The organism is Arthrobacter sp. TJ-263 (assembly GCF_058269155.1).
In genome coordinates, this window is the sequence record NZ_JBZCNE010000001.1 from 1,600,930 (window position 1) to 1,623,335 (window position 22,406).

The 22,406-nt window shown below is 69.8% G+C and carries 24 protein-coding genes; 8 read left to right on the top strand and 16 right to left on the bottom strand.

The features are described from left to right. Positions 1-8: 8 nt before the first annotated feature. Complete coding sequence (locus AC4D2F_RS07625) at positions 9-893, top strand: 1,4-dihydroxy-2-naphthoate polyprenyltransferase (protein ID WP_490910041.1); 885 nt, start codon at positions 9-11, stop codon at positions 891-893. 100 nt (positions 894-993) lie between these two features. Here the strand turns inward: AC4D2F_RS07625 and AC4D2F_RS07630 are convergent, their stop codons facing one another. Further along, entirely contained in the window at positions 994-1,299 is a 306-nt protein-coding gene (locus AC4D2F_RS07630) for a DUF4229 domain-containing protein (protein WP_490910042.1), read from the bottom strand. A gap of 30 nt (positions 1,300-1,329) precedes the next feature. Here AC4D2F_RS07630 and AC4D2F_RS07635 point away from each other — a divergent pair, with 30 nt between their 5' ends. Further along, complete coding sequence (locus AC4D2F_RS07635) at positions 1,330-1,782, top strand: PLD nuclease N-terminal domain-containing protein (RefSeq protein ID WP_490910043.1); 453 nt, start codon at positions 1,330-1,332, stop codon at positions 1,780-1,782. A gap of 168 nt (positions 1,783-1,950) precedes the next feature. On the opposite strand, the gene ccsB is transcribed toward AC4D2F_RS07635, so the two are convergent. Genes ccsB through AC4D2F_RS07660 form a run of 5 tightly spaced genes read right to left on the bottom strand, consistent with a single transcriptional unit; the run spans position 1,951 to position 6,902 of the window. Further along, complete coding sequence (ccsB, locus tag AC4D2F_RS07640; protein ID WP_490910044.1) at positions 1,951-2,976, bottom strand: c-type cytochrome biogenesis protein CcsB; 1,026 nt, start codon at positions 2,974-2,976, stop codon at positions 1,951-1,953. After that, on the bottom strand, positions 2,976-4,700 hold the full coding sequence (gene resB / locus AC4D2F_RS07645) for a cytochrome c biogenesis protein ResB (RefSeq protein ID WP_490910045.1): 1,725 nt from the start codon (positions 4,698-4,700) through the stop codon (positions 2,976-2,978). The genes ccsB and resB overlap by 1 nt, the downstream gene beginning before the upstream one ends. A 51-nt stretch (positions 4,701-4,751) precedes the next feature. Beyond that, on the bottom strand, positions 4,752-5,543 hold the full coding sequence (locus AC4D2F_RS07650) for a cytochrome c biogenesis CcdA family protein (RefSeq protein WP_258069900.1): 792 nt from the start codon (positions 5,541-5,543) through the stop codon (positions 4,752-4,754). Between the two features lie 21 nt (positions 5,544-5,564). Further along, a complete protein-coding gene (locus tag AC4D2F_RS07655; protein ID WP_490910046.1) occupies positions 5,565-6,185 on the bottom strand; it encodes a TlpA family protein disulfide reductase in 621 nt (206 codons plus the stop codon). A gap of 39 nt (positions 6,186-6,224) precedes the next feature. After that, entirely contained in the window at positions 6,225-6,902 is a 678-nt protein-coding gene (locus AC4D2F_RS07660; protein WP_490910047.1) for a histidine phosphatase family protein, read from the bottom strand. Positions 6,903-7,053: 151 nt separating this feature from the next. Here AC4D2F_RS07660 and AC4D2F_RS07665 point away from each other — a divergent pair, with 151 nt between their 5' ends. Together AC4D2F_RS07665 and AC4D2F_RS07670 are read left to right on the top strand one after the other, a co-directional pair. Next, positions 7,054-7,611: a YceI family protein gene (locus AC4D2F_RS07665; RefSeq protein ID WP_104168060.1), complete on the top strand. Its 558-nt coding sequence runs from the start codon at positions 7,054-7,056 to the stop codon at positions 7,609-7,611. Positions 7,612-7,809: 198 nt separating this feature from the next. Further along, entirely contained in the window at positions 7,810-8,457 is a 648-nt protein-coding gene (locus AC4D2F_RS07670; RefSeq protein ID WP_490910048.1) for a hypothetical protein, read from the top strand. 24 nt (positions 8,458-8,481) lie between these two features. Here AC4D2F_RS07670 and AC4D2F_RS07675 read toward each other — a convergent pair whose 3' ends face one another. Together AC4D2F_RS07675 and AC4D2F_RS07680 are read right to left on the bottom strand one after the other, a co-directional pair. Further along, positions 8,482-9,168, bottom strand: a complete 687-nt coding sequence (locus AC4D2F_RS07675) for a redox-sensing transcriptional repressor Rex (protein WP_258069899.1) — start codon at positions 9,166-9,168, stop codon at positions 8,482-8,484. 196 nt (positions 9,169-9,364) lie between these two features. Next, positions 9,365-9,628, bottom strand: coding sequence for a glutaredoxin family protein (locus AC4D2F_RS07680; protein ID WP_490910049.1), 264 nt, complete (start codon positions 9,626-9,628; stop codon positions 9,365-9,367). Positions 9,629-9,725: 97 nt separating this feature from the next. On the opposite strand from AC4D2F_RS07680, the gene AC4D2F_RS07685 reads away from it, so the two are divergent. Then, positions 9,726-10,538, top strand: a complete 813-nt coding sequence (locus AC4D2F_RS07685) for an HAD family hydrolase (protein ID WP_490910050.1) — start codon at positions 9,726-9,728, stop codon at positions 10,536-10,538. Positions 10,539-10,646: 108 nt separating this feature from the next. On the opposite strand, the gene AC4D2F_RS07690 is transcribed toward AC4D2F_RS07685, so the two are convergent. The 4 genes from AC4D2F_RS07690 to AC4D2F_RS07705 form a co-directional block, all read right to left on the bottom strand. Beyond that, entirely contained in the window at positions 10,647-10,745 is a 99-nt protein-coding gene (locus AC4D2F_RS07690; RefSeq protein WP_003792170.1) for a 30S ribosomal protein bS22, read from the bottom strand. Positions 10,746-10,939: 194 nt separating this feature from the next. Continuing rightward, positions 10,940-11,152 (bottom strand): helix-turn-helix domain-containing protein, encoded by a 213-nt coding sequence (locus AC4D2F_RS07695; RefSeq protein WP_104168055.1) that lies wholly within the window; start codon positions 11,150-11,152, stop codon positions 10,940-10,942. A gap of 240 nt (positions 11,153-11,392) precedes the next feature. Next, positions 11,393-11,938, bottom strand: a complete 546-nt coding sequence (locus AC4D2F_RS07700; RefSeq protein ID WP_104168054.1) for an ArsR/SmtB family transcription factor — start codon at positions 11,936-11,938, stop codon at positions 11,393-11,395. Between the two features lie 59 nt (positions 11,939-11,997). Beyond that, the gene (locus AC4D2F_RS07705) at positions 11,998-13,200 is read right to left on the bottom strand and encodes an acetoin utilization protein AcuC (RefSeq protein ID WP_258069898.1); all 1,203 of its coding nucleotides are present in this window, start codon (positions 13,198-13,200) and stop codon (positions 11,998-12,000) included. A gap of 136 nt (positions 13,201-13,336) precedes the next feature. Between AC4D2F_RS07705 and AC4D2F_RS07710 the strand changes: the two genes are divergently transcribed. The 3 genes from AC4D2F_RS07710 to AC4D2F_RS07720 are packed head-to-tail and all read left to right on the top strand — an operon-like array spanning position 13,337 to position 16,713. Next, positions 13,337-14,749 (top strand): TrkH family potassium uptake protein, encoded by a 1,413-nt coding sequence (locus AC4D2F_RS07710; RefSeq protein ID WP_104168053.1) that lies wholly within the window; start codon positions 13,337-13,339, stop codon positions 14,747-14,749. After that, on the top strand, positions 14,742-15,410 hold the full coding sequence (locus AC4D2F_RS07715) for a potassium channel family protein (RefSeq protein WP_043441864.1): 669 nt from the start codon (positions 14,742-14,744) through the stop codon (positions 15,408-15,410). Before AC4D2F_RS07710 ends, AC4D2F_RS07715 begins: the two co-directional genes overlap by 8 nt. 4 nt (positions 15,411-15,414) lie before the next feature. Further along, positions 15,415-16,713 carry a glycosyltransferase 87 family protein gene (locus AC4D2F_RS07720; RefSeq protein WP_490910051.1) on the top strand — a complete coding sequence of 433 codons (1,299 nt, stop codon included), beginning with the start codon at positions 15,415-15,417 and terminating at the stop codon, positions 16,711-16,713. Here AC4D2F_RS07720 and proC read toward each other — a convergent pair. From proC to topA, 4 genes are all read right to left on the bottom strand, one after another. Next, a complete protein-coding gene (gene proC, locus AC4D2F_RS07725) occupies positions 16,682-17,536 on the bottom strand; it encodes a pyrroline-5-carboxylate reductase (RefSeq protein ID WP_490910052.1) in 855 nt (284 codons plus the stop codon). The two genes, AC4D2F_RS07720 and proC, sit on opposite strands and share 32 nt — an antisense overlap. Positions 17,537-17,783: 247 nt before the next feature. After that, entirely contained in the window at positions 17,784-18,581 is a 798-nt protein-coding gene (locus tag AC4D2F_RS07730; protein WP_104168050.1) for a sugar phosphate isomerase/epimerase family protein, read from the bottom strand. 1 nt (position 18,582) lies between these two features. Further along, the gene (locus AC4D2F_RS07735; protein ID WP_104168049.1) at positions 18,583-19,596 is read right to left on the bottom strand and encodes a Ppx/GppA phosphatase family protein; all 1,014 of its coding nucleotides are present in this window, start codon (positions 19,594-19,596) and stop codon (positions 18,583-18,585) included. A gap of 60 nt (positions 19,597-19,656) precedes the next feature. Beyond that, on the bottom strand, positions 19,657-22,404 hold the full coding sequence (gene topA / locus AC4D2F_RS07740; RefSeq protein WP_490910053.1) for a type I DNA topoisomerase: 2,748 nt from the start codon (positions 22,402-22,404) through the stop codon (positions 19,657-19,659). Positions 22,405-22,406 lie beyond the last annotated feature (2 nt).

Below are 22,406 nucleotides of genomic sequence, written 5' to 3' on the forward strand. Positions count from 1 at the left end.
ACTGACCCGTGGCGACTGCCGCCCAGTGGCTCGAAGGAGCCCGCCCCCGCACCCTGCCGATGGCCTTCGCCCCCGTGATCGTCGGAAGCGCTGCCGCCGTCGGGCTCGGTTCCTTCAGGCCCCTCCATGCGACGCTCGCGTTGATCGTGTCGGTGCTGCTGCAGGTCGGCGTGAACTTTGCCAACGACTACTCGGACGGCATCCGCGGCACGGACGACGTCCGGGTGGGTCCGCTGCGCCTGACGGGGTCGGGCGCGGCCCAGCCCCGGCAGGTGAAGCTCGCCGCGTTCGCCTGCTTCGGTCTCGCCGTGCTCGCCGGGCTGGTCCTGATCGTGCTGTCGCAGGCGTGGTTCCTGCTGCTCGTCGGCGCGGGCTGCATCGCCGCCGCGTGGGGCTACACGGGCGGCAAGAACCCGTACGGCTATCGCGGGCTGGGCGACGTGTTCGTCTTCGTGTTCTTCGGACTGGTGGCGACCCTCGGTACCACGTTCACGCAGGCGGGTGGGCTCAGTGCGGCCGCGTGGATCGGCTCAGTGAGCACGGGACTGATCGCCACGGCCCTGCTGATGGCCAACAACGTCCGGGACATCCCGACCGACACCGCCGTGGGGAAGAAGACCCTGGCCGTGAGGCTCGGCGACAAGGCCGCGCGGGTCGGCTACGTGGTGATGCTCGCCGCCGCCGTCCTGCTGCCGCTGTTGCTGAGCGGCGAGTACCCGTGGATGCTGCTGGTCCTGCTGCTCGTCCCGGCCTGCCTCGTGCCGAGCCGCCTGATGCTCACGGGCACCCAGCGCATGAGCCTGATCCCCGTCCTCAAGCAGACGGGGCTGATCAGCCTGGCGTTCAGCATCCTGTTCGCGGCGGGCATCGTGATCACGCGGGCCCTCGCCTAGCAGTCGTCCCGATCACGACGGCGACACCAGGACCCTCGGCATCACGCGGGTCACACGGCATCAGGGTGCGGCGGGCGGTCGGCTCGACGGGCGTGTTCGCTCAGGCGGCGTCGCGGCGGGGCTTTCGATCGGCGTTGACGGGCGTATTGGGGTCCAGTGCGTCCTCGGCGGCGGCGTCGTCGAGCTCGACGGCCGTCCGGACCGGAGGGGCGCCCGGTGCCATGCGGCGCTGCAGGGTGGCCGCGGCGGCATCCCTGAGATCCCGGGCGAACAGGTAGGTCACGCACCACGCGAGGACGGCGGCCACGACCGCCGAGAGGAAGAGCCCGAGCCCCAGCAGGACGCACGCCACATAGAAGACGACGATCAGGAGCAGTCGGAGGGCGGTGAATTTGAGGAAGGCCACTCTCCGAGTTTACTCGCCTACAATTGGCGCATGCCCCGCCTCCTGCTGTTCGCCGCGATCCTCGGAGTCGCCGTCATCATCTACGCGCTCATCGACTGCGTCCTGAGCCGAAAACACGAAGTGCGGAGCATCTCGAAGACCGCGTGGTTCATCACCATCCTGCTCCTGCCGCTCATCGGAGCGGGCATGTGGTTCCTGTTCGGCCGTCCGCGCAGCGAACGGCCCCCGGGCCCGCGCCGCCCGGCACCCCGCCAGCCGACGGCCCCCGACGACGATCCCGCCTTCCTGCAGAACCTCGAGACCCAGCGATGGCAGCAGGCCCGCGAGCAGGAGAGGCGCCGCCGCGAGCAGGAGGAGAAGGAGCGCGAGGCGAAGGCCCGCGACGCCGGGAAGAACAAGCCGGCACAGGACGACAAGCACGACGGCGACGGCAACGGCAACGACGACGCCGGACCGGGCACCACAGGAGCGCACCGGCCCTGACCCGCAGTGCCGTGCACTCGCGATGATCGAGCACGGCCGTCCGCCGGCCCTGCCCACCGGTGGCACGGAGTGCCAGGGTACGGACCGGCGTCCGGACACACGAGAGCCCCGCAGCAGGAGCTGCGGGGCTCTCGTGTGTCCGGGGCCGAGGCCCCGGAGCAGCGGTCGTCAGACCCCCGAGTAGCTGTGGAGGCCCGAGAAGTAGATGTTGACGATCGTGAAGTTGAAGACGATGCAGAGGTAGCCGACGATCGAGAGCCACGCGGCGCGCGTCCCCGTCCAGCCGCGCGTCGCACGGGCGTGCAGGTAGCCGGCGTACACGGTCCAGATCACGAAGGTCCAGACCTCCTTGGTGTCCCAGCCCCAGTACCTGCCCCAGGCCTGCTCGGCCCAGATGGCACCGGCCATGAGGGTGAAGGTCCAGCCCACGAACGCGATGGCGTTCAGGCGGTAGGCGAGGTTCTCGAGGCTCAGCGCGGACGGTACCAGGCGCAGGAAACGGGCCGAGTCCACCTTGCCCGCGAGCAGCTTGGCCTCACGGGAGGACTGGAGGAGCTGCAGCACCGACATCGCGAAGGTGATGGTGAACAGCGCGGAGGAGGCCACCGCGATGGAGACATGCACGATCAGCCAGTAGCTCTGCAGCGCCGGGATCAGCCGGGCCACAGGCGTGGGGAAACCGACGGTGGCCGCGCACAGCATGACGACGACGAGGCCGACCACGAAGGACCCGACGAAGCGGAGGTCCTTGCGGGTGAGCGTGACCAGGAAGATGGCTGCGACCAGGAACGCACCCGTGGTGCAGAACTCGTACATGTTGCCCCACGGCACGCGGTTCGCGGCGACGCCGCGGGTGATGACGGCGGCACCGTGGATGACCGCGGCGAGCACGGTCAGCGCAACGGCGATGCGCGCCGCACCCCGCCGCGGTCCGGAGCCGTAGTCCATCGAGTCGTCGGCGGTGGCGGGACCGGTCGGCGCAGCGGTCGACGTCGAACCCCCGCGCGCCCCGATGCCGGCGAGGGCGGGCGTGGCCTTCTCCCGGGCGAGCCGGGTCTCGAGCGAGCCGATGGTCGTGCTTGATCGCACGAGGTCGAGCACGAAGAAGATCAGGGCCGCCACGTAGGCGATGGAGGCCAGCAGCATGAAGAGCTCACTGACCTGCCCGAGCTCTGCGTTGACTGGTTGTGGCATCAGTTGTCCTTTGAGTTGTGGTGCGACTGCCCCGTGCCCGCTGCCGACGACGCGGCCTCCGGCACCTTATTTTCCCCTGTGCCGCTGTCCGGCACCAACCAGCGGTCCATGAGCAGCTTCTCGACGGCCTGGCCCTCGGCGGGCAGCCGGTGGTCCTCGCCGCGTGCGAGCAGGCCGTACTCGACCATGAGGCGGCCGTCGGGGTGCTCCGCCGTGCGGACCCAGAGCCTGCGGCGTCCGATGAACAGCGACGCCGTCAGGCCGAGCAGCGCGAGGGTCGAGAAGACGAGCGCGCCGACCTCCCCCGGGTCGTGGTGGATGTCGAGGGCCACGTACCGCTTCAGCCCGTCGAACGTGACCGAGCCCTTGCCCTCGGGCAGGTCGTAGCTCTGGCCCACGCCGAGCACGATCCCGCCGTCGTCGCTGGTGCGGCTGTTCAGCTCCGTCAGGTTCTCGGTGTCCAGGACGTACACGTTCTCGGGGGTGCCGTCGTCGAGCCCCAGGTCACCGTAGTAGGAGTTGAGGTTGAGCTGGGGGTTGAAGGGGTCGGGGTCCCGCGAGAAGGACACCCCCTGCTCGTCGACGAACGCGGTGGGGAGGAAGAATCCCACGAACCCGAGCTGGTCCGGCTTGGCGTCCGGGGCCTTGATGACGATGAGCGACGTGTAGAGGCCGTCCGACGGGACCGAGACGACAGGACCCTGCGAGGCGATGTTGCCCTCGCCGTCGCGGACCGTCACCACCGGCGCGTAGCCGTTGCCGACGAGGTACACGTTCGTCCCGCCGATCGTGATCGGCGCATTGACCTTGAGGACCTGGGACTCCTCGTCCGCGCCCGGACCGTCCTGCGTGGTCACCTCGGCGGTGAAGTCCAGCGGCTGACCGTAGTGGCTCTCCTGGTCGCGGTCGAAGCGGACGTCGAAGGAGTCCAGCCGGAGGGAGTACGGCTCGAGCCGGTCGTCGGAGAAGTTGGAGCCCGGGTTGAAGGAGTCGTAGCCGATCAGGGTGTTGACGAAGCTGTCACCCTCGACGACGACCTTCTGGCCGTTGTAGCCGAACAGCCCTCCGACGGCGACCGAGACCAGGACCCCGATGAGGGAGGTGTGGAACACGAGGTTGCCGAGTTCCTTGGCGAGTCCGCGTTCGGCACCGACCGAGGGATGGTCGGTGCCGGCGTCCCGCACGTCCACGCGGTAGCCGCGCTTCCGGAGGACGGCCGCGGCCTGCTCGGCGGCGGCGGCCGGGGTGAGCCCCGACCGGTGCGCCTGGTCCGCCGGCACGTCGAACGTGCCGTGGACGGGCAGGCGCGAGAGCCGCTTCGGTGTGCGCGGCGGCGTGGAGCGCACCGCCCTGAAGTGCGCGATAGCGCGCGGGATCACACAGCCGATGAGCGAGACGAAGAGCAGGAGGTAGATGGCGGAGAACCAGACCGACGAGTAGACGTCGAAGAGCTGGAACCAGTCGAGGACGGGCCCCGTGTCCGGGTTGTCCTCGATGTACTGCGTGACGACGGCCGGGTTGGCGGGGCGCTGCGGGAACAGCGACCCGGGAACCGCGGCGACGGCGAGCAGCAGGAGCAGGAACAGCGCGGTGCGCATGCTCGTGAGCTGCGTCCAGGCCCACCGGAGGGTTCCGAGGAACCCGAGGGAGGGCAGGACGACGTCGGACCGGGCCGTCGAGGCTCCCGGCCTGTCCCTCGTGTCCTGTGTGACGTCCTGCTTCACTGTGGGCCTTCCATCAAGTCGATTCGATTCCGTGCCGTGCGCGCCCGCCGATCAGATCGGGAGGACGACGTTGCCGATCAGGAGATCCTGCAGCTGGGTGATCCAGAGGTTCCAGACGCCCGTGACCATGAGGACGCCCACGAGCACGAGGAGCCCTCCCCCGGAACGCTGCAGCAGGAGCCGGTGCTTCCGGAAGAACGCGAGCGCGCCCATACCGCGCCGCACGCCGAGTGCGATCAGCAGGAACGGCAGCCCGAGCCCGAGGCAATAGACGAACGTGAGGACGGCACCCTTCAGGGCCGTGGCGTCGTTGCCGGAGATGGCGAGCAGCTGCACCGCACCCAGGGTGGGCCCGATGCACGGAGCCCAGCCGAGCCCGAAGGTCACCCCGAGCAGAGGTGCACCGAGGAGCCCGGCCGGGACCCTCGCATGGAGGCGGCTCTCCCGCTGGAACCAGGAGAGACCGCCCATGAAGATGATGCCCAGGAGGATCACGACGACGCCGAGGCCCTGGAGGAGCCACCCCTGCGAGACCCGCAGGAAGGCCCCCAGCTGGCCGAAGAGTGTCCCGTACGCCATGAAGACCACCGAGAACCCGACGACGAACAGGCCGATCCCCGCGAGCATGCGGCCCTTCTTCTGCTGCTCGAGGTCGACGCCGGTCAGGCCCGTCACGTACCCGAGATAGCCGGGAACCAGGGGCAGGACGCAGGGAGAGACGAAGGAGACGAGACCCGCCAGGAGGGCGACCGGCAGCGCCAGGAGCATGGAGCCGTTCAGGACGGCGTCGGCGAAGGCGTTGCCGACGGCGAGGGGCATCGACGCGGCCGGCGGCCCCGTCATCGGCATGCCCGGCGCGGCGCGCTATTCGGCGAGGGCATCGGAGATCAGGGCCTTGAGCGTGCTGCGGTCCGCGAGTCCGAGGATCCGCGCCGAGACGCGCCCCTCGCGGTCCAGCACGATCGTGGTGGGAACCGCCTGCGGCGGGACGTACTGCGTCATGTCCAGCAGGACGCCGCCGTCCTTGTCGTCGAAGCTCTGGTACGGGATGCCGAAGCTGCGTTCGAAGGCTTCTGCCGTGGCCTGCTCGTCGCGGATGTTCACGCCGTAGAAAGCGGCCCCCTGCGGCGCGTAGTCGTCGTGCAGCGAGACGAGATCGGGGGCTTCCTCGCGGCAGGGTGCACACGAGGCGTACCAGAAGTTGAGCACGGTGACCTGGCCCACCCAGTCGGAACTCGCAACGGAGGTGCCGTCGAACAGGGTGCCGGAGACCTCGATGGGCTCTCCCCGGTCGCTCGCCGCGTATTCGGTGACCGAGCCGTCTCCCGCGATGTAGTTCTTGCCGTCTCCCGCGGCGGCCTGCTGCGCCAGGGGGTCATCCGCCGCGCAGGACGTCATCGCGAGCGAGACCGGCACGGCGAACGCCAGCGCCAGGCGCAGCGTGAGCAGGCGACGGCGCGGTGCGGGACGGGCAGGTGTGGTCACGGCTTCTTCCGTTGATTTCTACGACGTGTAGTAATCCTATTATGCGCCGGGGACATTCGCCGCCTCGGGCAGCAGGTCGGCACACGGCTCGGCATAGCGCACGCGCCGGATGGTCTCGCCGTCGAAGTCGAGGGAGGTGACGGACGTGAGCGTGCACTCGCGCTGGCGCGGGTCGTGCCAGAGCCGGCGGTGTTCGGCGGCGAGCCTCGTCACCCAGATCGGGAGCTGGTGGCTGACCAGGATGACCTCCGCGGGGCGGCCCCGACCTTCGTCGGCGCTGAGCTCGAGGGCCAGACGCCGCGCGTCATGGACTCCGGCCATCATGCGTTCGACCTGCCGACGGTAGGGCTCGCCCCAGGAGGGGCGGAGGGGGTTGACGAGGAGGGGCCAGTTGCGGGGCTGCCGGAGCCTGCTCTTGATCCCCGACATCCCTTCGAAGCGGTTCTCCGCCTCGATGATGCGCTCGTCGGTGGAGACGGGAAGCCCGAGGGTCTCCGCCAGCGGCCGGGCGGTCTCCTGCGCACGGTCCAGCGGCGAGGCCACGAGATGCACGATATCGGCACCTTCGTCGCGCCGCTCCTGGAAGTGCCGGGCCATCTGGACGGCCATCTGACGGCCCAGATCCGAAAGGTGGAACTCGGGGAGCCGCCCGTAGAGGACTCCATCGGGGTTGTGGACCTCACCGTGGCGCACCAGGTGGACGGTTGATCGCTGCATCCTTCCAGTTTCGCGCATGCTGCGTGCGACGGCCAATCGGCATCCGGGCAAGGGTTGGTTGAACATTTTACCGATCTGTGGAATAAAACATGCATATGCATGCTTCTAATCCCTGTAAGCATCCGCACGCCACCTTTCTCAGGAGCTCTTCATGACTGTCCCCTCAGGCCTCACCTCCGGCACCTGGTCCTTCGACCCCTCCCACAGCGAGGTGGGCTTCAGCGTCCGCCACGCCGGCATCAGCAAAGTCCGCGGCTCGTTCCAGGACGTCGACGCCGCGCTCACCGTCGGCTCGTCCCTCGAGGACTCGAGCATCTCGGCGACCATCAGGACCGCCTCCTTCACCTCCGGTGACGAGAACCGCGACGGCCACGTCAAGGGCGCCGACTTCTTCGACGTCGAGCAGTTCCCCGAGATGACCTTCGTGTCCACCTCCCACGAGGGCTCCGGCGAGACGTACAGGATCAACGGTGACCTGACCATCCGCGGCATCACCAAGTCCGTGGTCCTCGACGCCGAGTTCAACGGCGTGGCCGTGGACCCCTTCGGCGCCACCCGCGCCGGGGTCTCCGCCTCCACGAGCATCTCGCGCAAGGACTTCGGCCTCACCTGGAACGCCGCACTCGAAGCCGGCGGTGTCCTCGTGGGCGACAAGGTGACCATCACCATCGAAGCCGCTTTCGTGGCTCCCGCGGTCGCCACGGTCTGATCCGCCACCCGGGGCCACCGCCCGCCCGCAGGCCCCGACGGCCGGCGTCGTCCTCCCGACGACGCCGGCCGTCGGCGTTTCGTCCCGCCCCCACCGGGAGCCGACGATCTAGGCTGACGGTGACCACATCCACGAGGGGCGCGTCCATGGGGGCACCACCGGGCGGATGACCACCACTGATCAGCGAAGGACGCGATGATGAGCACACCACAGGACAACCCGAACGGGCAGGACAACGGGCCCGCCTGGAATCCTCCGGGATCGGGCAGCAGCGGCCAGAACCCCTATCCCCCGCAGGGCCAGCCGTCGTACGGCGGGCAGGACGACGGGAACCGGGCTGCCCAGCCCCCGGGGTACGCCTACCCGACGTCGGCCGCACCGGGTCCCGCCGAGAAGGGGCCGGCCCCCAAGGAGGTCCACCGGGCCTACTACCTCATCCTCGCCGCGGGCATCGTCTACCTGCTGTCCTCCGTCGTCTCCCTGCTGACGACCGATGTGCCGGACATGGCCGGAGCCGCGGTCGGGGTGGGCGTCGGACTCGTCGTCTCGGTGATCATCGCGGCCCTGTACGTGGTCCTGGCCGTCTTCATCCGCAGGGGCCGGAACTGGGCGCGCATCACCGCGACGGTCCTCGCCGCACTCAACGTGGTGGGCACACTCGGCATCCTCTTCCTGACGCCCGTACTCACCGCCGCCGCGGAATCGGCCGGACAGCCCGTGGCCGAAACGTCCGCGATCTCGACGGTGGCCAGCGTGCTGGTCATGCTGCTGGGCGTGGCCGGCGTCGTCCTGACCTACCTCAAGCCCGCGCGGCCATACTTCGCACCGCAGAAGCTCGGGTACTGAACGCGCAGTCGCGCGTAACCCTGCCTACTGGGCGCGGGAGATCGGACCGAGGTCCGGCTCCTGCGCCCTTTGCGCGTGGTAGGCCAGGATCTGCAGCTCCGTGGACAGGTCCACCTTGCGCAGCTGGACATGCGGTGGCACCTGCAGCACCACGGGCGCGAAGCTGAGGATGCTGGAGATCCCGGCCGCGACGAGGCGGTCACACAGTTCCTGGGCGACCCCCGCAGGAACCGCGAGCACCGCCATGTTGGTGCGGGTGCGTTCCAGCACCGCCTCGAGGTCGTCGACGGCGCTGACCCGGAGGTAGCCCACCTCGGAGCCGACGACCAGCTGGTCGGCGTCGAAGAGCGCCACGATCTCGAAGCCCCGCGAGCCGAACCCCGAATAGCCGGCGAGTGCCCGTCCGAGGTTGCCCACGCCGAGGATGGCGACGCGCCAGTCGAGCGTCAGCCCGAGGGCCACCGAGATCTGCCGGTTGAGGAACTGCACGTCGTACCCGACGCCCCGGGTGCCGTAGGACCCGAGGTAGGAGAGGTCCTTGCGGAGCTTGGGGGAATTCACTCCGGCGGCATCCGCGAGCTCCTCGGAGGACACCCGTTCGATGCCCTCGGCGAGCAGGGAATTCAGCGCCCGCAGGTAGATGGTGAGACGGGCGACAGACGCCGGAGGGATATGGCGCGCCGCATCGTCCACGGGGTGAAGGCCTGGCATGTCCGGCGGTGTCACTGTCATCGGCTCCGTTGCTAGCACCGCCGCGCCCGGTGCGGGAGCCGCGGTTCCGGGGTCCCTCGGCGTCGGGGGCGGAAGTACCACCACTGTATGCCGACGGCGCGGGGCCTCCAAGCCGGACGGCGGGCGGCCGTCAGCGCGGCTGCAGGGCTGGGCCGGCCGTCGCTCGTCGGGGATGTCAGGTGCCGGCCAGCAGCCGCCTCAGCCTCGACTCGTCGATCGACCAGAAGTCCCGCTGCACCCCGTCGATGAACAGGACGGGCAGCTCCTCCGCGAACCGGGCGCCGAGCGCGGGAACCTCGGCCGCGCTCACCTCGCGCCAGCCCAGACCCAGGTCGGCGGTCACCCGCCGCACGACGGCGCGGGCGTCCTCGCAGAGATGACACCCGGGGCGGGTGAGGAGTACGACGCCGGCACCGGGCGCCTCCGCGGGGGATTCCATCCCTCCACGGTACTGCGCCCGTGCGGCGCGGGCGGCGGGAAGCAGCACCGGCGGGAGATCACGCCGGGGGGAGGAGTCGAAGAACTAGACTCGGAGCATGCCGGACGCCGCCCGGGTCACGCACCCCACCCTCCAGCCTCCGGCGACCGTCGCGGGCGAAGCAGCCTTCTTCGACGTGGACAACACGCTGATGCGCGGCGCGAGCCTCTTCCACGTGGCCCGCAAGATGTACCAGCGCAAGGCCTTCACACTGCGCTTCGCCGCAGGACTGGCCTGGAAGCAGCTCCGCTTCATCATGCGTGGCGAGACGATGACGGATGTGAACTCGGTGCGGGACGCCGCCCTCGCGTTCGCCATCGGGATCGCCCACGAGGACATCCTGGCCCTGGGCGAGGAGGTCTACGACGAGATGATCGCGTCGAAGATCTGGCCCGGCGCGCGTGCCCTCGCCGAGCAGCACCTGAGCTCGCACCGGCAGGTCTGGCTGGTGACCGGCACCCCGGTGGAGGTGGCCGGCGTGATCGCCAGCCGCCTCGGCCTCACCGGAGCGCTCGGCACCGTGGGGGAGGTGGCCGACGGCCTGTACACCGGCAAGCTGGTCGGCGACTTCCTGCACGGGCCGGCCAAGGCCGCAGCCGTGCTGGGACTGGCCCGGCGGGAGAACCTGGACCTCTCGCGCTGCTGGGGCTACAGCGACTCCTACAACGACATCCCCCTGCTGACCGCCGTCGGGCATCCGGTGGCCATCAACCCGGACAGCCGGCTCCGCCGCCATGCCCGTGCGAACAACTGGCCCGTCTACGATTTCCGCAGCGGGCGACGGGCGGCGACCCTGGGCCTCCGCGCGGCCACCGTCATCGGATCCGTCTACGGACTGTGGCGCGGGTACTCACGGTTCAGGAGTTCCTGACCCGCGGATCCGCCCGGGAAGCCCGCCGGACGACAACGGCCCGGGTTCCACGCATGGAGCGGGAATCCGGGCCGGTCAGCACACTCCGGCTCGCGGCCGGGCGCCTGCCTACTTCTTGTTGCGGCGCTGGTGACGGGTCTTGCGAAGCAGCTTGCGGTGCTTCTTCTTTGCCATACGCTTGCGGCGCTTCTTGATTACTGAACCCATAGAGTCCTCACAAACTGTTGTGTTGCCAGGGCGGACTGCGGCGAGGTGCCACGGGGGAAGCCCTGGTGATGACGAAAGGCGCGTGCCTGGTGGCAGTTGCCCGTTTGATGCAATAAGTCGAGCGGGCTCGGAACCCGCCCAAAACGCTCCTTAACAGGGTACATCCGTTTGAGGAGCCCACGGACGACGGGCGATCAGGCGCTCTCGGACTGTCCGTCGACCTGCGCCCGGTGGAGGAACCCCTCGACCGCGGACTCGGGGACACGGTAGGAACGGCCGAACTGCACAGCCGGCAGCTCTCCTGCATGGACGAGCCTGTACACGGTCATCTTCGATACGCGCATGAGCTCGGCCACTTCCGCGACCGTCAGGAACCGCACGTCCGAGAAGTGATTCCCGTCGGCCATCTCACCACTATTCCTTTGCATGGAGGCTTGCACGTCACCCTGGGACCGGCATCGCGGAAGCGATCCGGGGGCAACCGTTCGGCGTGTCGCCCTGTAGCCAGAGGACAATCCGCCCAAGGATCCACTCTAGTGGCAGATGTGACGCAAGTGAAAGATGGTCGACAGTGAAAGATGGTCGACAGTGAAAGATGGTCGACAGTGAAAGATGGTCGACAGTGAAAGATGGTCGACGAAGAGGCCCTACGACGACGGATCGCGCCGACGGCGCAGTTGGGACAGGAGGTCCGCGGCGCGCTCCGCCGCCCGGCCCATGGTCCGGCCCATCGGGGGACGCGGTGCATCAGGCCCGCCGGACACAGGAGGTGCTGCCAGGACCGCTGCGGCCAGCGCCGTCGTGCCTGCGGTGACCGATGCCTCGGCGGTCTCCGGTTCGAGCGCCGCGACGACGTCCTCCACCGTCGTCACCTCGGAGGAGTGACCGTCCTGAAGGAGGTCCCCGGAGGCCGCGACGGACACCGGATCGGCGGCCGGCTCGAATCCGGCGAGCCAGTCGCGCACGCGGCCGAGCGGTGCGGTGTCGAGCGAGTAGTAGCGCTTCTGCCCCTGCGCGCGCATGCTCACCAGACCCGCCTCCCGCAGCACCTTCAGGTGCTTCGACACCGTGGGCTGGCTGACCTGCAGCTCGATCACGAGCTCCCCCACCGCCTTGTCGCCGTCCCGCAGATTCTCGAGGATCTGCCGGCGTGTTCCTTCGGCGATGACGGCGAATACATCATCGATTCCCATTCGCCTACCCTAACGACATATACGCCGCGCGGCATCATGACGCGATCGGCGGGTCCCGGTCAGTCGAACCAGGGGTCCAGCCCGTGCAGCGGGAAGAGGGCCTTCCGGGTCGCCATCACCGTCCGGTCGAGGTCGTCGTTCGGGTCGTAGCCGATCTCCCACGACCGCCACCAGATGTCCGCTCCGTCGCCCATCAGGCGCGGCGCCTCGACGCCGTGCCGCTCGAGCACGTACTCCCGCCAGGCAGCCGGGACGGGGGTGGCCGGGCCCATCGGCGCGCCGGCAGCCACCGCCACGAGCAACGACCAGGACCGCGGCACCACGCTCGCGAGGGCGTAGCCGCCTCCGCCGGTCGCGATCCACCGCCCCTCGCACAGGCGGTCCGCCAGTTCCCGCACGCCCACCATCAGGGCATGCTGGGCGTCGACACTGACGCGCAGGTTCGTGAGGGGGTCCTCGCGATGGGAGTCACAGCCGTGCTGGCTCACGATGACCCCGGGCGCGAAGGCCGCGGCGAGTTGCGGCACGACGGCGTGGAAGGCCCGCAGCACCGCCGCGTCCCCGGCGACGGTGGGCAGGGCCACGTTCACGGCATACCCCTCCGCGCCGGGCCCCCCGGTCTCGCTGGCGAAGCCCGTGCCCGGAAAGAGGCTCATGCCCGTCTCGTGCAGGGAGATCGTCATGACGCGCGGATCGTCCCAGAAGATGCTCTGCGTCCCGTCGCCGTGGTGTGCATCGACGTCGATGTAGAGGACGCGCGGGACGCCGCGGTCGAGCAGCCGCTGGATGGAGGCCGCGGCGTCGTTGTAGATGCAGAAGCCGCTGGCCCGGGACCGCGCCGCGTGGTGCATGCCGCCGCCGAAATTCACCGCCCGGACGGCGGAGCCCCGGATGATCGCCTCGGCCGCGTCGAGGGACCCGCCGGCAAGCCGGGCACTGGCCTCGTGCATCCCGGCGAAGGCGGGGGTGTCCTCCGTGCCGAGGCCCCTGGCCTCGTCCGAGGTGTCAGGGTTGCTGCTGATCCGACGGACCGCCCCGATGTAGTCCGGGCTGTGGACCGCTGCCAGGTCGTCGTCCGAGGCCACGGGGGGAGCGGCGACCGTCACGCCGTCGAGCTCCAACAGCCCGCAATCACGCGCGAGCCGCGCCGTCAGGTGCAGCCGCTCCGGGTTCATGGGGTGCTGCCCGCCGAAGTCGTAGGCCAGCATCGACTCGTCCCAGGCGACCTGGAGGGGCACCGCCGACCTTGAGTGCGTAGACATTCCTGAAAGGCTACGCGATGCGGGATAGTCCGACGACGCACACCGGTGAGATGCTTTACTACTGCAAGGGACAATTCAGGCATGGTTGTGCGCCGGTGCGGCGGAAGGACCAGCGGACAGGGCAGAGCGGACGTCAATGTTAGGTCAACAGCCACGATGGCTGACGGACGATCGCCGCGGGTACATCAGGCTGCTGGCCTCGATCCGCGACTTCGCCGACTCCTTCGCGAACAGTTCGCCCGCGCGCCTGGCCCTCTTCATCTTCACCGCCGTGATCCTGGTGTTCACCGCGCTGCTGAGCCTGCCGATGGCCGCCAGCAGCGGTACCGTGACGCCCCTGCACGACGCCTTCTTCACGGCGGTGTCCGCCGTGTGCGTCACGGGCCTCACCGTGGTGTCCACCGCCACCCACTGGTCCTTCTTCGGCCAGCTCGTGATCCTGCTGGGCATCTTCATCGGAGGCCTCGGCACACTGACACTGGCCTCGTTGCTCGCGCTGATCGTGAGCAAGCGGCTCGGGGTGCGCGGCAAGCTGCTGGCCCAGGAGGCCCTCAACAACGCGAGCCGCCTCGGCGAGATCGGCACACTCCTGCGGATCGTCATCACGACGTCGGTGCTGATCGAGATCGTGCTCGCCGTCGTCCTGATCCCCCGGTTCATGCTGCTCGGCGAGCCCTGGTGGCAGGCCCTCTGGCACGGCATCTTCTACTCCATCTCGGCCTTCAACAACGCCGGCTTCACCCCGCACAGCGACGGCCTGGTCCCGTACGAGACGGACCTCTGGATCCTGACCCCGCTCATGGTCGGCGTGTTCCTCGGGAGCCTCGGGTTCCCGGTGATCATGGTCCTCGTGCAGGTGCGCCACCGCTTCAACAAGTGGACGCTGCACGCCAAGCTCACGATGTCCGTGTCGCTGATCCTGCTCGTGGCCGGGACGTTCGCCTGGGGCTTCCTGGAATGGGAGAACTCCGACACCATCGGCACGCTGAGCGTCACGGACCGGGTGATCCATGCCCTCTTCGCCTCGGTCATGACCCGCTCCGGCGGTTTCAACCTCGTGGACCAGAACGACATGACGACCACGACGATGCTCCTGACGGACGCCCTCATGTTCGCCGGAGGAGGTTCAGCGTCCACGGCCGGCGGTATCAAGGTGACCACCATCGCGGTCATGTTCCTCGCCATCGTGGCCGAGGCCCGCGGCGACTCGGACGTCCGTGCGTGGGGCCGGACCATCCCCTCCGGCGTGATGCGGGTCGCGATCTCCGTGATCTTCATGGGCGCCACCCTCGTCCTGATCGGTAGCGGCCTGCTCCTCCGCATGACGGACGAGCCGCTCGACAAGGTGGTCTTCGAGGTCATCTCCGCCTTCGCGACCTGCGGCCTCAGCACCAACCTGAGCGCCGAACTGCCGCCCGAAGGAAAATACGTCCTGTCCGCCCTGATGTTCGCCGGGCGCATGGGCACCATCACCCTCGCCTCCGCCCTCGCGCTGAGGCAACGCAGCACGCTGTACCGCTACCCCGACGAGAGGCCGATCATTGGCTGAAAGACCCGCCCACAACGCACCTGTCCTCGTGATCGGCCTCGGCCGGTTCGGCGCGGCGACCGCGGAACAGCTCGTCCGGCAGGGACGGGAGGTGTTGGCCATCGAACGGGACCCCCAGCTCGTGCAGAAGTTCTCGGGCATCCTCACGCACGTGGTCGAGGCCGACGCGACGAACCTCGACGCCCTCCGACAGCTCGGTGCCCAGGAGTTCTCGGCCGCCGTGGTGGGGGTGGGAACCTCGATCGAATCGAGCGTGCTGATCACCGCGAACCTCGTGGACCTCGGCATCGACCACCTGTGGGTCAAGGCCATCACGCCCTCGCACGGCAAGATCCTCAAGCGCATCGGCGCAAACCACGTGATCTACCCGGAGGCGGACGCCGGCCAGCGCGCCGCGCACCTCGTCGGCGGCCGCATGCTCGACTTCATCGAGTTCGACGACGGCTTCGCGATCGTGAAGATGTACCCGCCGAAGGAGACCCAGGGCTTCACGCTCGCGGAGTCGTCGGTGCGATCGAAGTACGGCGTCACCGTGGTCGGCGTGAAGTCGCCGGGCGAGGACTTCACCTACGCGCGCCCCGACACCAAGGTGTCCAGCCGCGACATGCTGATCGTGTCCGGTCACGTGGACCTGCTGGAGCGTTTTGCCGGCCGGCCCTAGCCGCATGGAGGAGACCACCGGGGCGCCCGTGCGGCGGAGGCGCAGCTCCGGTGGGTCCCGCCGTCGGACACCCGCCACCGCTGCGCGTTCGGCGGTAGGCCGGTGGGCCGCCGGGCTCGTCGGTGCCCTCGTGCTCGCCGTCGTCCTGCTCGCCGCCGGGATCCACGGCCTCGACCTCTCGGTGTACCGCGAGGGGGCCCTCGCCCTGCTCGGCCGCGCAGGCGAGAAGACCCTGTACGACGACGCCCTGATCCAGACCGACACGCGGGGGCTGCCCTTCACGTACCCGCCCTTCGCCGCCCTCCTCTTCGTGCCCCTCGCGCTGGTCCCCGAGGCCCTCGCCCTCGGCATCGTGACCGCGCTGACGTGCGTGTGCCTCGTGGGCGTGGCGGTCGTCGTGGTGCGCTACCTGCGCGCGTCGGGGGTCGTGTCGGGGGCGGGGACCCGGGCCGGCTGGCGGGGTCCCGTCCCCGTCCTCGCCGCCCTGCTGCTCATCGGCGTCAGCGGGCCGTGGCGTGAGGGCCTCGGGTTCGGGCAGGTCAACGCCCTGCTGATGGTGCTGATCCTGGCCGACCTGCTGCGCTCCACCAGGCTTCCCTCGGGCGTGCTCATCGGCATCGCCGCCGGGATCAAGCTGACACCGCTCGCGTTCGGCCTGGTGTTCCTCGCACGCCGCGACTGGCGGTCCCTGGCGTGGCTCGGGGCGTCCTTCACAGCGACGGTGGCCGTCGGCTGGTTCCTGGCACCGCGCGAGTCCGCGATCTTCTGGCTGGACGCACTCTTCGACGCCTCGCGGGTGGGGGCGACGGCCGACCTCTACAACGTGTCCCTGAACTCGATCGTCGCGCAGTCGGGCATGGCGGAGGGCGTGCAGCGGCCCGTGTGGGTCCTGGCGTCGCTGGCGGTGATCGCGGTCGGCTACCTGGCGATCCGTCGGGCGGACGACGACGGCGACCCCGTCCGGGCGATCGCCGCGAACGCGGTCGTCATGCTCGCGATCTCACCCATCTCGTGGTTCCACCACTGGGTGTGGATCGCCCTCGTGTTCCCGGCCGGCTGGGTCCTCGCCCGGCAGCAGGCCGGCATGCCACGCGCGGCGGGACGGGCGCTCCTGGCGCTCCTGGTGCCCGTGATGATGTTCTCCTCGATCACCGTCACCCTCACCCTCACCGGCACGGTCTCCGGCGAGGGGCCGCTGCCGCTCCGGCTCTTCACCGGCCTCGGAGTGGTCCTGCCCGTCGCCCTGCTGATCCTGTGGGCGCTCCGGCCCGTCAGCCGGCAGGAAGCGTCAGTTCGCGGGTGATCTCCGCCGCACGTGCCGTGGCGGCGCGGGCGCCGTCCGCGACGATGCCGGGAAGACGGAGCTCCTCGAAGGTCTCGATGGCGCTCTGCGTGGTCCCGTTGGGGCTGGTGACGGCACGGCGGAGGGTGGCGGCGTCCGCCCCCTCCTCGGCGAGCATGAAGCCGGCGCCCGCAACGGTCTCCCGGGCGATCAGCGCGGCCAGATCGGCATCGAGACCCAGGTCGACGCCGGCGGCGGCCATCGCTTCCGCCAGGTAGAACGTGTAGGCCGGTCCGGACCCGCTGACGGCGGAGAGGGCGTCCACCTGGTCCTCGGGGATCTCGACGACGGTCCCGGCGGATGCCAGGAGCTCCCGGGCCTGTGCCATCTGCCCGGGACCGGCTGCGGTCCCGGCGGAGATCGAGAGCACCCCCCTGCCGACCCGCGACGGGGTGTTGGGCATCGAGCGGATGACAGGCTGGCCCTCGGGGAGGGCGGCCTCGATCATCGCGATCGTCACGGCCGCGGCGACGCTGAGGACGAGGGCGGTCGGCTGCAGGGACGGGCTGATCCCGCGGGCCAGCGCGACGATGCCGGCGGGCTTCACCCCGAGGATGACGACGTCGGCATCCTGCGCGGCGACGGTGTTCGCGGCGGCGTCCTCGGACGTCGCGAGGGCCGTGACGCCGTGGCGCCGCCGGAGCTCCGCCGCGCGCTCGGCGCGTCGGACCGTGGCGGTGACCCGCCGGGGGTCGAGGCCCGCGGCGAGGAGACCGGCCAGGATGGACTCGTTCATGGATCCGCAGCCGAGGAAGGCGATGCGCGGGGCGCCCGGGGTAGTCATGATCCCATCCTGCCACGGGGCCTCACAGGCTACTCCCAGCCCCTGTGGTGTTGCAGCACAAGGAGGGGCCCTAGTGTTGCTACTACCTCATAAGGGTGCGAGTGATGCGGCCGGAACTTCCTGATCCGGCCCGGCGTCGGTGGCACCGGATGGATTCCCCCACCATCCGGCCCGTCCACCGGCGCCATTCCTCGTTCAGCGCCCTGTTCAGCCCCTGGTCCGGCTCCTGGTCGACCGGCGCGGCCCGTCAGTGGCCCAGGTGCTCCCGGGCGAAACGCAGCGTCTCCGCGAGCCAGTCCTCGCGCTCCCCGGCGGCCCGGGCGCGGCGCGTGCTCACCTCGACGGCGACCACGCCGTCCCACTCCGACTCCGCGAGGTGCCCCAGCGCCTCCGCGCACCGCTGCTGCCCCTGGCCGGGGAGGAGGTGTTCGTCCTTGCCGTTGGGCGTGCCGTCCGTCAGGTGCACGTGCGCGAGCCTGTCGCCGAGCGTCCGGATCTCCTCGTAGGAGTCCATGCCGGCGATCGCCGCATGCGAGAAGTCCCAGGTGATCCGCTCGTAGGGCTCGGGGATCGGGTTCCAGTGCGGCAGATAGGCCTTCGCCTCGCGGCCACGGACCTTCCACGGGTACATGTTCTCGACGGCGATGTCGACGCCGTACTCGGTCGCGATACGCGCGATGCCCTCGGGAAACGCCTCGGCGTACCCCGTCTGCCAGCGGAACGGCGGGTGGGTCACGACGGTCGCGGCACCCACCTCCGCGGCCATCGCCGCGGACATCTCGATCTTCGTCCAGGCCTTGCCCCACACCTGCTGGGTCAGGAGCAGGGTCGGGGCATGGATGGCGAGGATCGGGAGCTCATAGCGTTCGCTCAGCGTGGAGAGCTGGTTCGGGTCCTGGCTGACCGAGTTGTTGGTGACCATCACCTCGACGCCGTCGTACCCGAGGTCCTGGGCCAGAGCGAAGGCGTCGTGGACGGCGAGCGGGTAGACCGACGCGCTGGAGAGGGCGACGGGGATGGAGGGCAGGCTGCCGGCGCGCGCCACGTCAGGCTCCCCGGGCCACAGGGGTGCGCGACGTCGCGTCGAGCTGGGTGTGTCCCACCCCGGCTCCCGGGAGGGGCTCGTCGGCGTCGAACATCTTGGTGTCGAAGCGCCGCAGCAGCAGTCCCTCGCGCAGCGCCCACGGGCAGATGCTGATCGATGGGACGCCGAACAGGTCGAGCGCGGCCTCGGCCACGAGCGCGCCCGCGAGCACCTGCGGGGCGCGCAGTTCGGAGACGCCGTCCAGGTGGGTGCGGTCCTCCACGGTCATGGCGGCGAGTCGCTTGGTCCACAGGCCGAGGTCCTCGAGGCGCAGCTCACGGCGGACGAACGGCCCGGCGGCCGAGGGTGCGGCCCCCGCGATCCGGGCCAGGGAGCGGAAGGTCTTCGATGTGCCCGCGACCAGGTGCGGCGTGCCGAGGTGGGCGAAGCGGGGGACGGCCTCGCGCAGGGTCGCCCGGATGTAGCGGCGCAGCTCCTTCACGCTCTTGGCCGACGGCGGGTCCCCGTGCAGCCAGTCACGCGTGAGCCTGCCCGCGCCCAGCGGCACGGAGAGGGCTACCTCGGGCAGTTCGTCCGTGCCCATGGCCATCTCGAAGGAGCCGCCGCCGATGTCCAGGTTGAGGATGGACTCCGAGCCCCAGCCGTACCAGCGGCGCACGGCCTGGAAGGTCACCGCGGCCTCCTGGTCCCCGGAGAGTTCCTGGAGGTCGACGCCGGTCTCCCGGCGCACGCGATCGAGGACCTCACGGCCGTTGGCAGCCTCCCTGATCGCGGACGTGCAGAACGCGAGGAAGTCTTCGGCGTCGTGCCCTGCCGCGAACGCGCGGGCCTCGCGGACGAAGCCGACCAGCTCGTCCTGGCCCCGCCGCGAGATGCCGCCGTCCTCCTCCAGGTAGGCCACGAGCTGCAGGGGCCTCTTGTGGCTCGCGAAGGGCACGGGCCGCCCCCCGGGATGGGCATCCACGAGGAGCAGATGAACCGTGTTCGACCCTATGTCCAGTACGCCTAGCCGCATTGTTCCCGCGCTTCCAGCTCATCCCCCGCCAACGTGTGTGTTCCTGCCGTGCCGTCCGGGCTACTTGCCCGCGGCGACCTTGCGCTTCGCGGGCGCCCGGCGGGTCGTCTTCTTCGGGGCCGGACCCTTGGCGCGCTTCTCGGCGAGCATGTCGATCGCCTGTTCGCGCGTCAGTTCCTCGATCGCCATCGACCCGGGCACCGTGATGTTCGTGTCGCCGTCGGTGATGTAGGGGCCGAAGCGGCCGTCCTTCACCACGATCGGCTTCTCGCTCACGGGATCGTCGCCGAATTCGGCCAGCGGTGGCGTGACGGCTCGGCCGCCACGCTGCTTGGGCTGCTTGTAGATCTCCAGCGCCTGCTCGAGGGTGATCGTGAAGATCTCCTCCTCCGAGCCGATGGAGCGGGAGTCGCTGCCCTTCTTCAGGTACGGGCCGAACCGGCCGTTCTGCACCGTGACCTCCTTGCCCTCCTCGTCCGTGCCGAGGACCCGCGGCAGGTTCATGAGCCGGAGGGCGTCCTCGAGGGTCACGGTGTCCACGGACATGGACTTGAAGAGGGACCCGGTGCGGGGCTTGACCTTCGCGGGCTTCTTCGGGGGCTTGGGCTTGCCGTTCTTGTAGTACTCGACCGGCTGGCCGGCGAGTTCCTCCGCCGTCGGCTCGGTGATCAGTTCGATCACGTACGGTCCGTAGCGGCCGTCGCGTGCCACGATGCTCCGACCCGTTTCCGGGTCGGTGCCCAGGACGCGCTCCTGCGACGTCGGGGCCTCCATCAGTTCGATGGCCTTCTCGGCCGTCAGTTCGTCCGGCGCGAGGTCCTCCGGGACGTTCGCGCGCTGCGGCTCCGTGCCCTCGGGCGCGTCGGCCGGCAGGGGCTTCTCGAGGTACGGACCGAACTTGCCCACCCGGAGCGTGATGCCCTCGGCGATCTCCACCGAGTTGATGCGCCGCGCGTCGATCTCCCCGAGGTCGTTGACGATGGTGTGCAGCCCGGTGTCCTTGCGGTCGCCGTAGTAGAACCGGTTGAGCCACTCCACACGGCCCGCCTCGCCGCGGGAGATGCGGTCGAGGTCCTCCTCGAGCTCGGCGGTGAAGTCGTAGTCGACGTAGTCGTTGAAGTGCTCCTCGAGCAGGCGGACCACCGAGAACGCGATCCAGCTCGGTACGAGGGCCTGCCCTCGGGTGCGGACGTAGCCCCGGTCCATGATGGTGGACATCGTCGCGGCGTACGTCGAGGGACGGCCGATGCCGCGCTCGTCGAGCACCTTGACGAGCGAGGCCTCCGTGTAGCGCGGGGGCGGCGACGTCTCGTGGCCGATGGCCTCGATGGCCGTCGCGCCGAGCGCGTCGCCCTGGGCGACGTTCGGCAGGCGCGTGCCCTGGGCGTCGTCGCCCGTGGCCTCCTCGTCGCGGCCCGCGTCGCGGCCTTCCTCGTAGGCGGCCATGAAGCCGCGGAAGGTGATGACGGTGCCGGAGGCCGCGAACTCCGCGTCCCGGCCGTCCGCGCTCTTCGCGCCGAGACGCAGTGACGCCGTCGACCCCTTGGCGTCGGCCATCTGCGAGGCGACGGTGCGCTTCCAGATCAATTCGTACAGGCGGAACTCGTCGCCGCGCAGGGACTGGGCCACCTGGGCGGGTGTCCGGAAGGAATCACCGGCGGGGCGGATGGCCTCGTGGGCCTCCTGCGCGTTCTTGGCCTTGCCCTTGTAGACGCGCGGGGATTCGGGGACGTATTCGGGACCGTACAGCTCGGAGGCCTGGCGGCGGGCGGCGTTGATCGCCTGGTCCGAGAGCGCCGACGAGTCGGTTCGCATGTACGTGATGTAGCCGTTCTCGTACAGCCGCTGCGCCACCTGCATGGTGACCTTCGAGCTGAAGCGCAGCTTGCGGGCCGCCTCCTGCTGCAGGGTCGACGTCGTGAACGGTGCGGCGGGGCGGCGCGTGTAGGGCTTGGTCTCGACGGAGCGCACCGCGAAGACGGCGCCCTCGAGCCCGGTGACGAGTGAGCGCGCGGCCTCCTCGTCGAGCGGCACGACATTGGCGGCCTTCAGCTCGCCACGGTCGGAGAAATCCTTGCCCAAGGCGATCCGGCTGCCGTCGACGGCCACGAGCTTGGCCGGGAAGGTGCTGCCCTTGCTCGCGTCCTCGGGCGTGAAGGTGCCGGTCAGGTCCCAGTACGACGCCGCGCGGAACGCCATGCGCTCACGCTCCCGTTCCACGACGAGGCGGGTGGCGACGGACTGCACGCGTCCGGCGGACAGGCCGCGGGCCACCTTGCGCCACAGCACCGGCGAGATCTCGTAGCCGTACAGGCGGTCGAGGATACGCCGGGTCTCCTGGGCGTCGACCATGGGGATGTCGACGTCGCGCAGCTCACCCATGGCGCGGGTCACGGCTTCCTTGGTGATCTCGCCGAAGGTCAGCCGGTAGACGGGGACCTTCGGCTTCAGGACCTGCAGCAGGTGCCACGCGATGGCCTCGCCCTCGCGGTCGTTATCCGTGGCGAGGTAGAGCTCGTCGGCGTCCTTGAGCGCGGCCTTCAGCTCGGCGACGGTCTTCCGCTTCTCCGGGGAGACCACGTAGTAGGGCTCGAAGTCCTTGTCGAGGTCCACCGCGAACTTGCCCACCGAGGACTTCTTCAGCTCGGCAGGGAGGTCGGACGGCTGGGGGAGGTCGCGGATATGCCCCATGGACGCGGCCACCTGGAAACCCTCGCCGAGATAGCCCGAGATGCTCTTGATCTTGCTGGGGGACTCAACGATGACGAGTTTCTTGCCGTGCTTCTTGTCCGTGGCCTTGGTCGGCACTT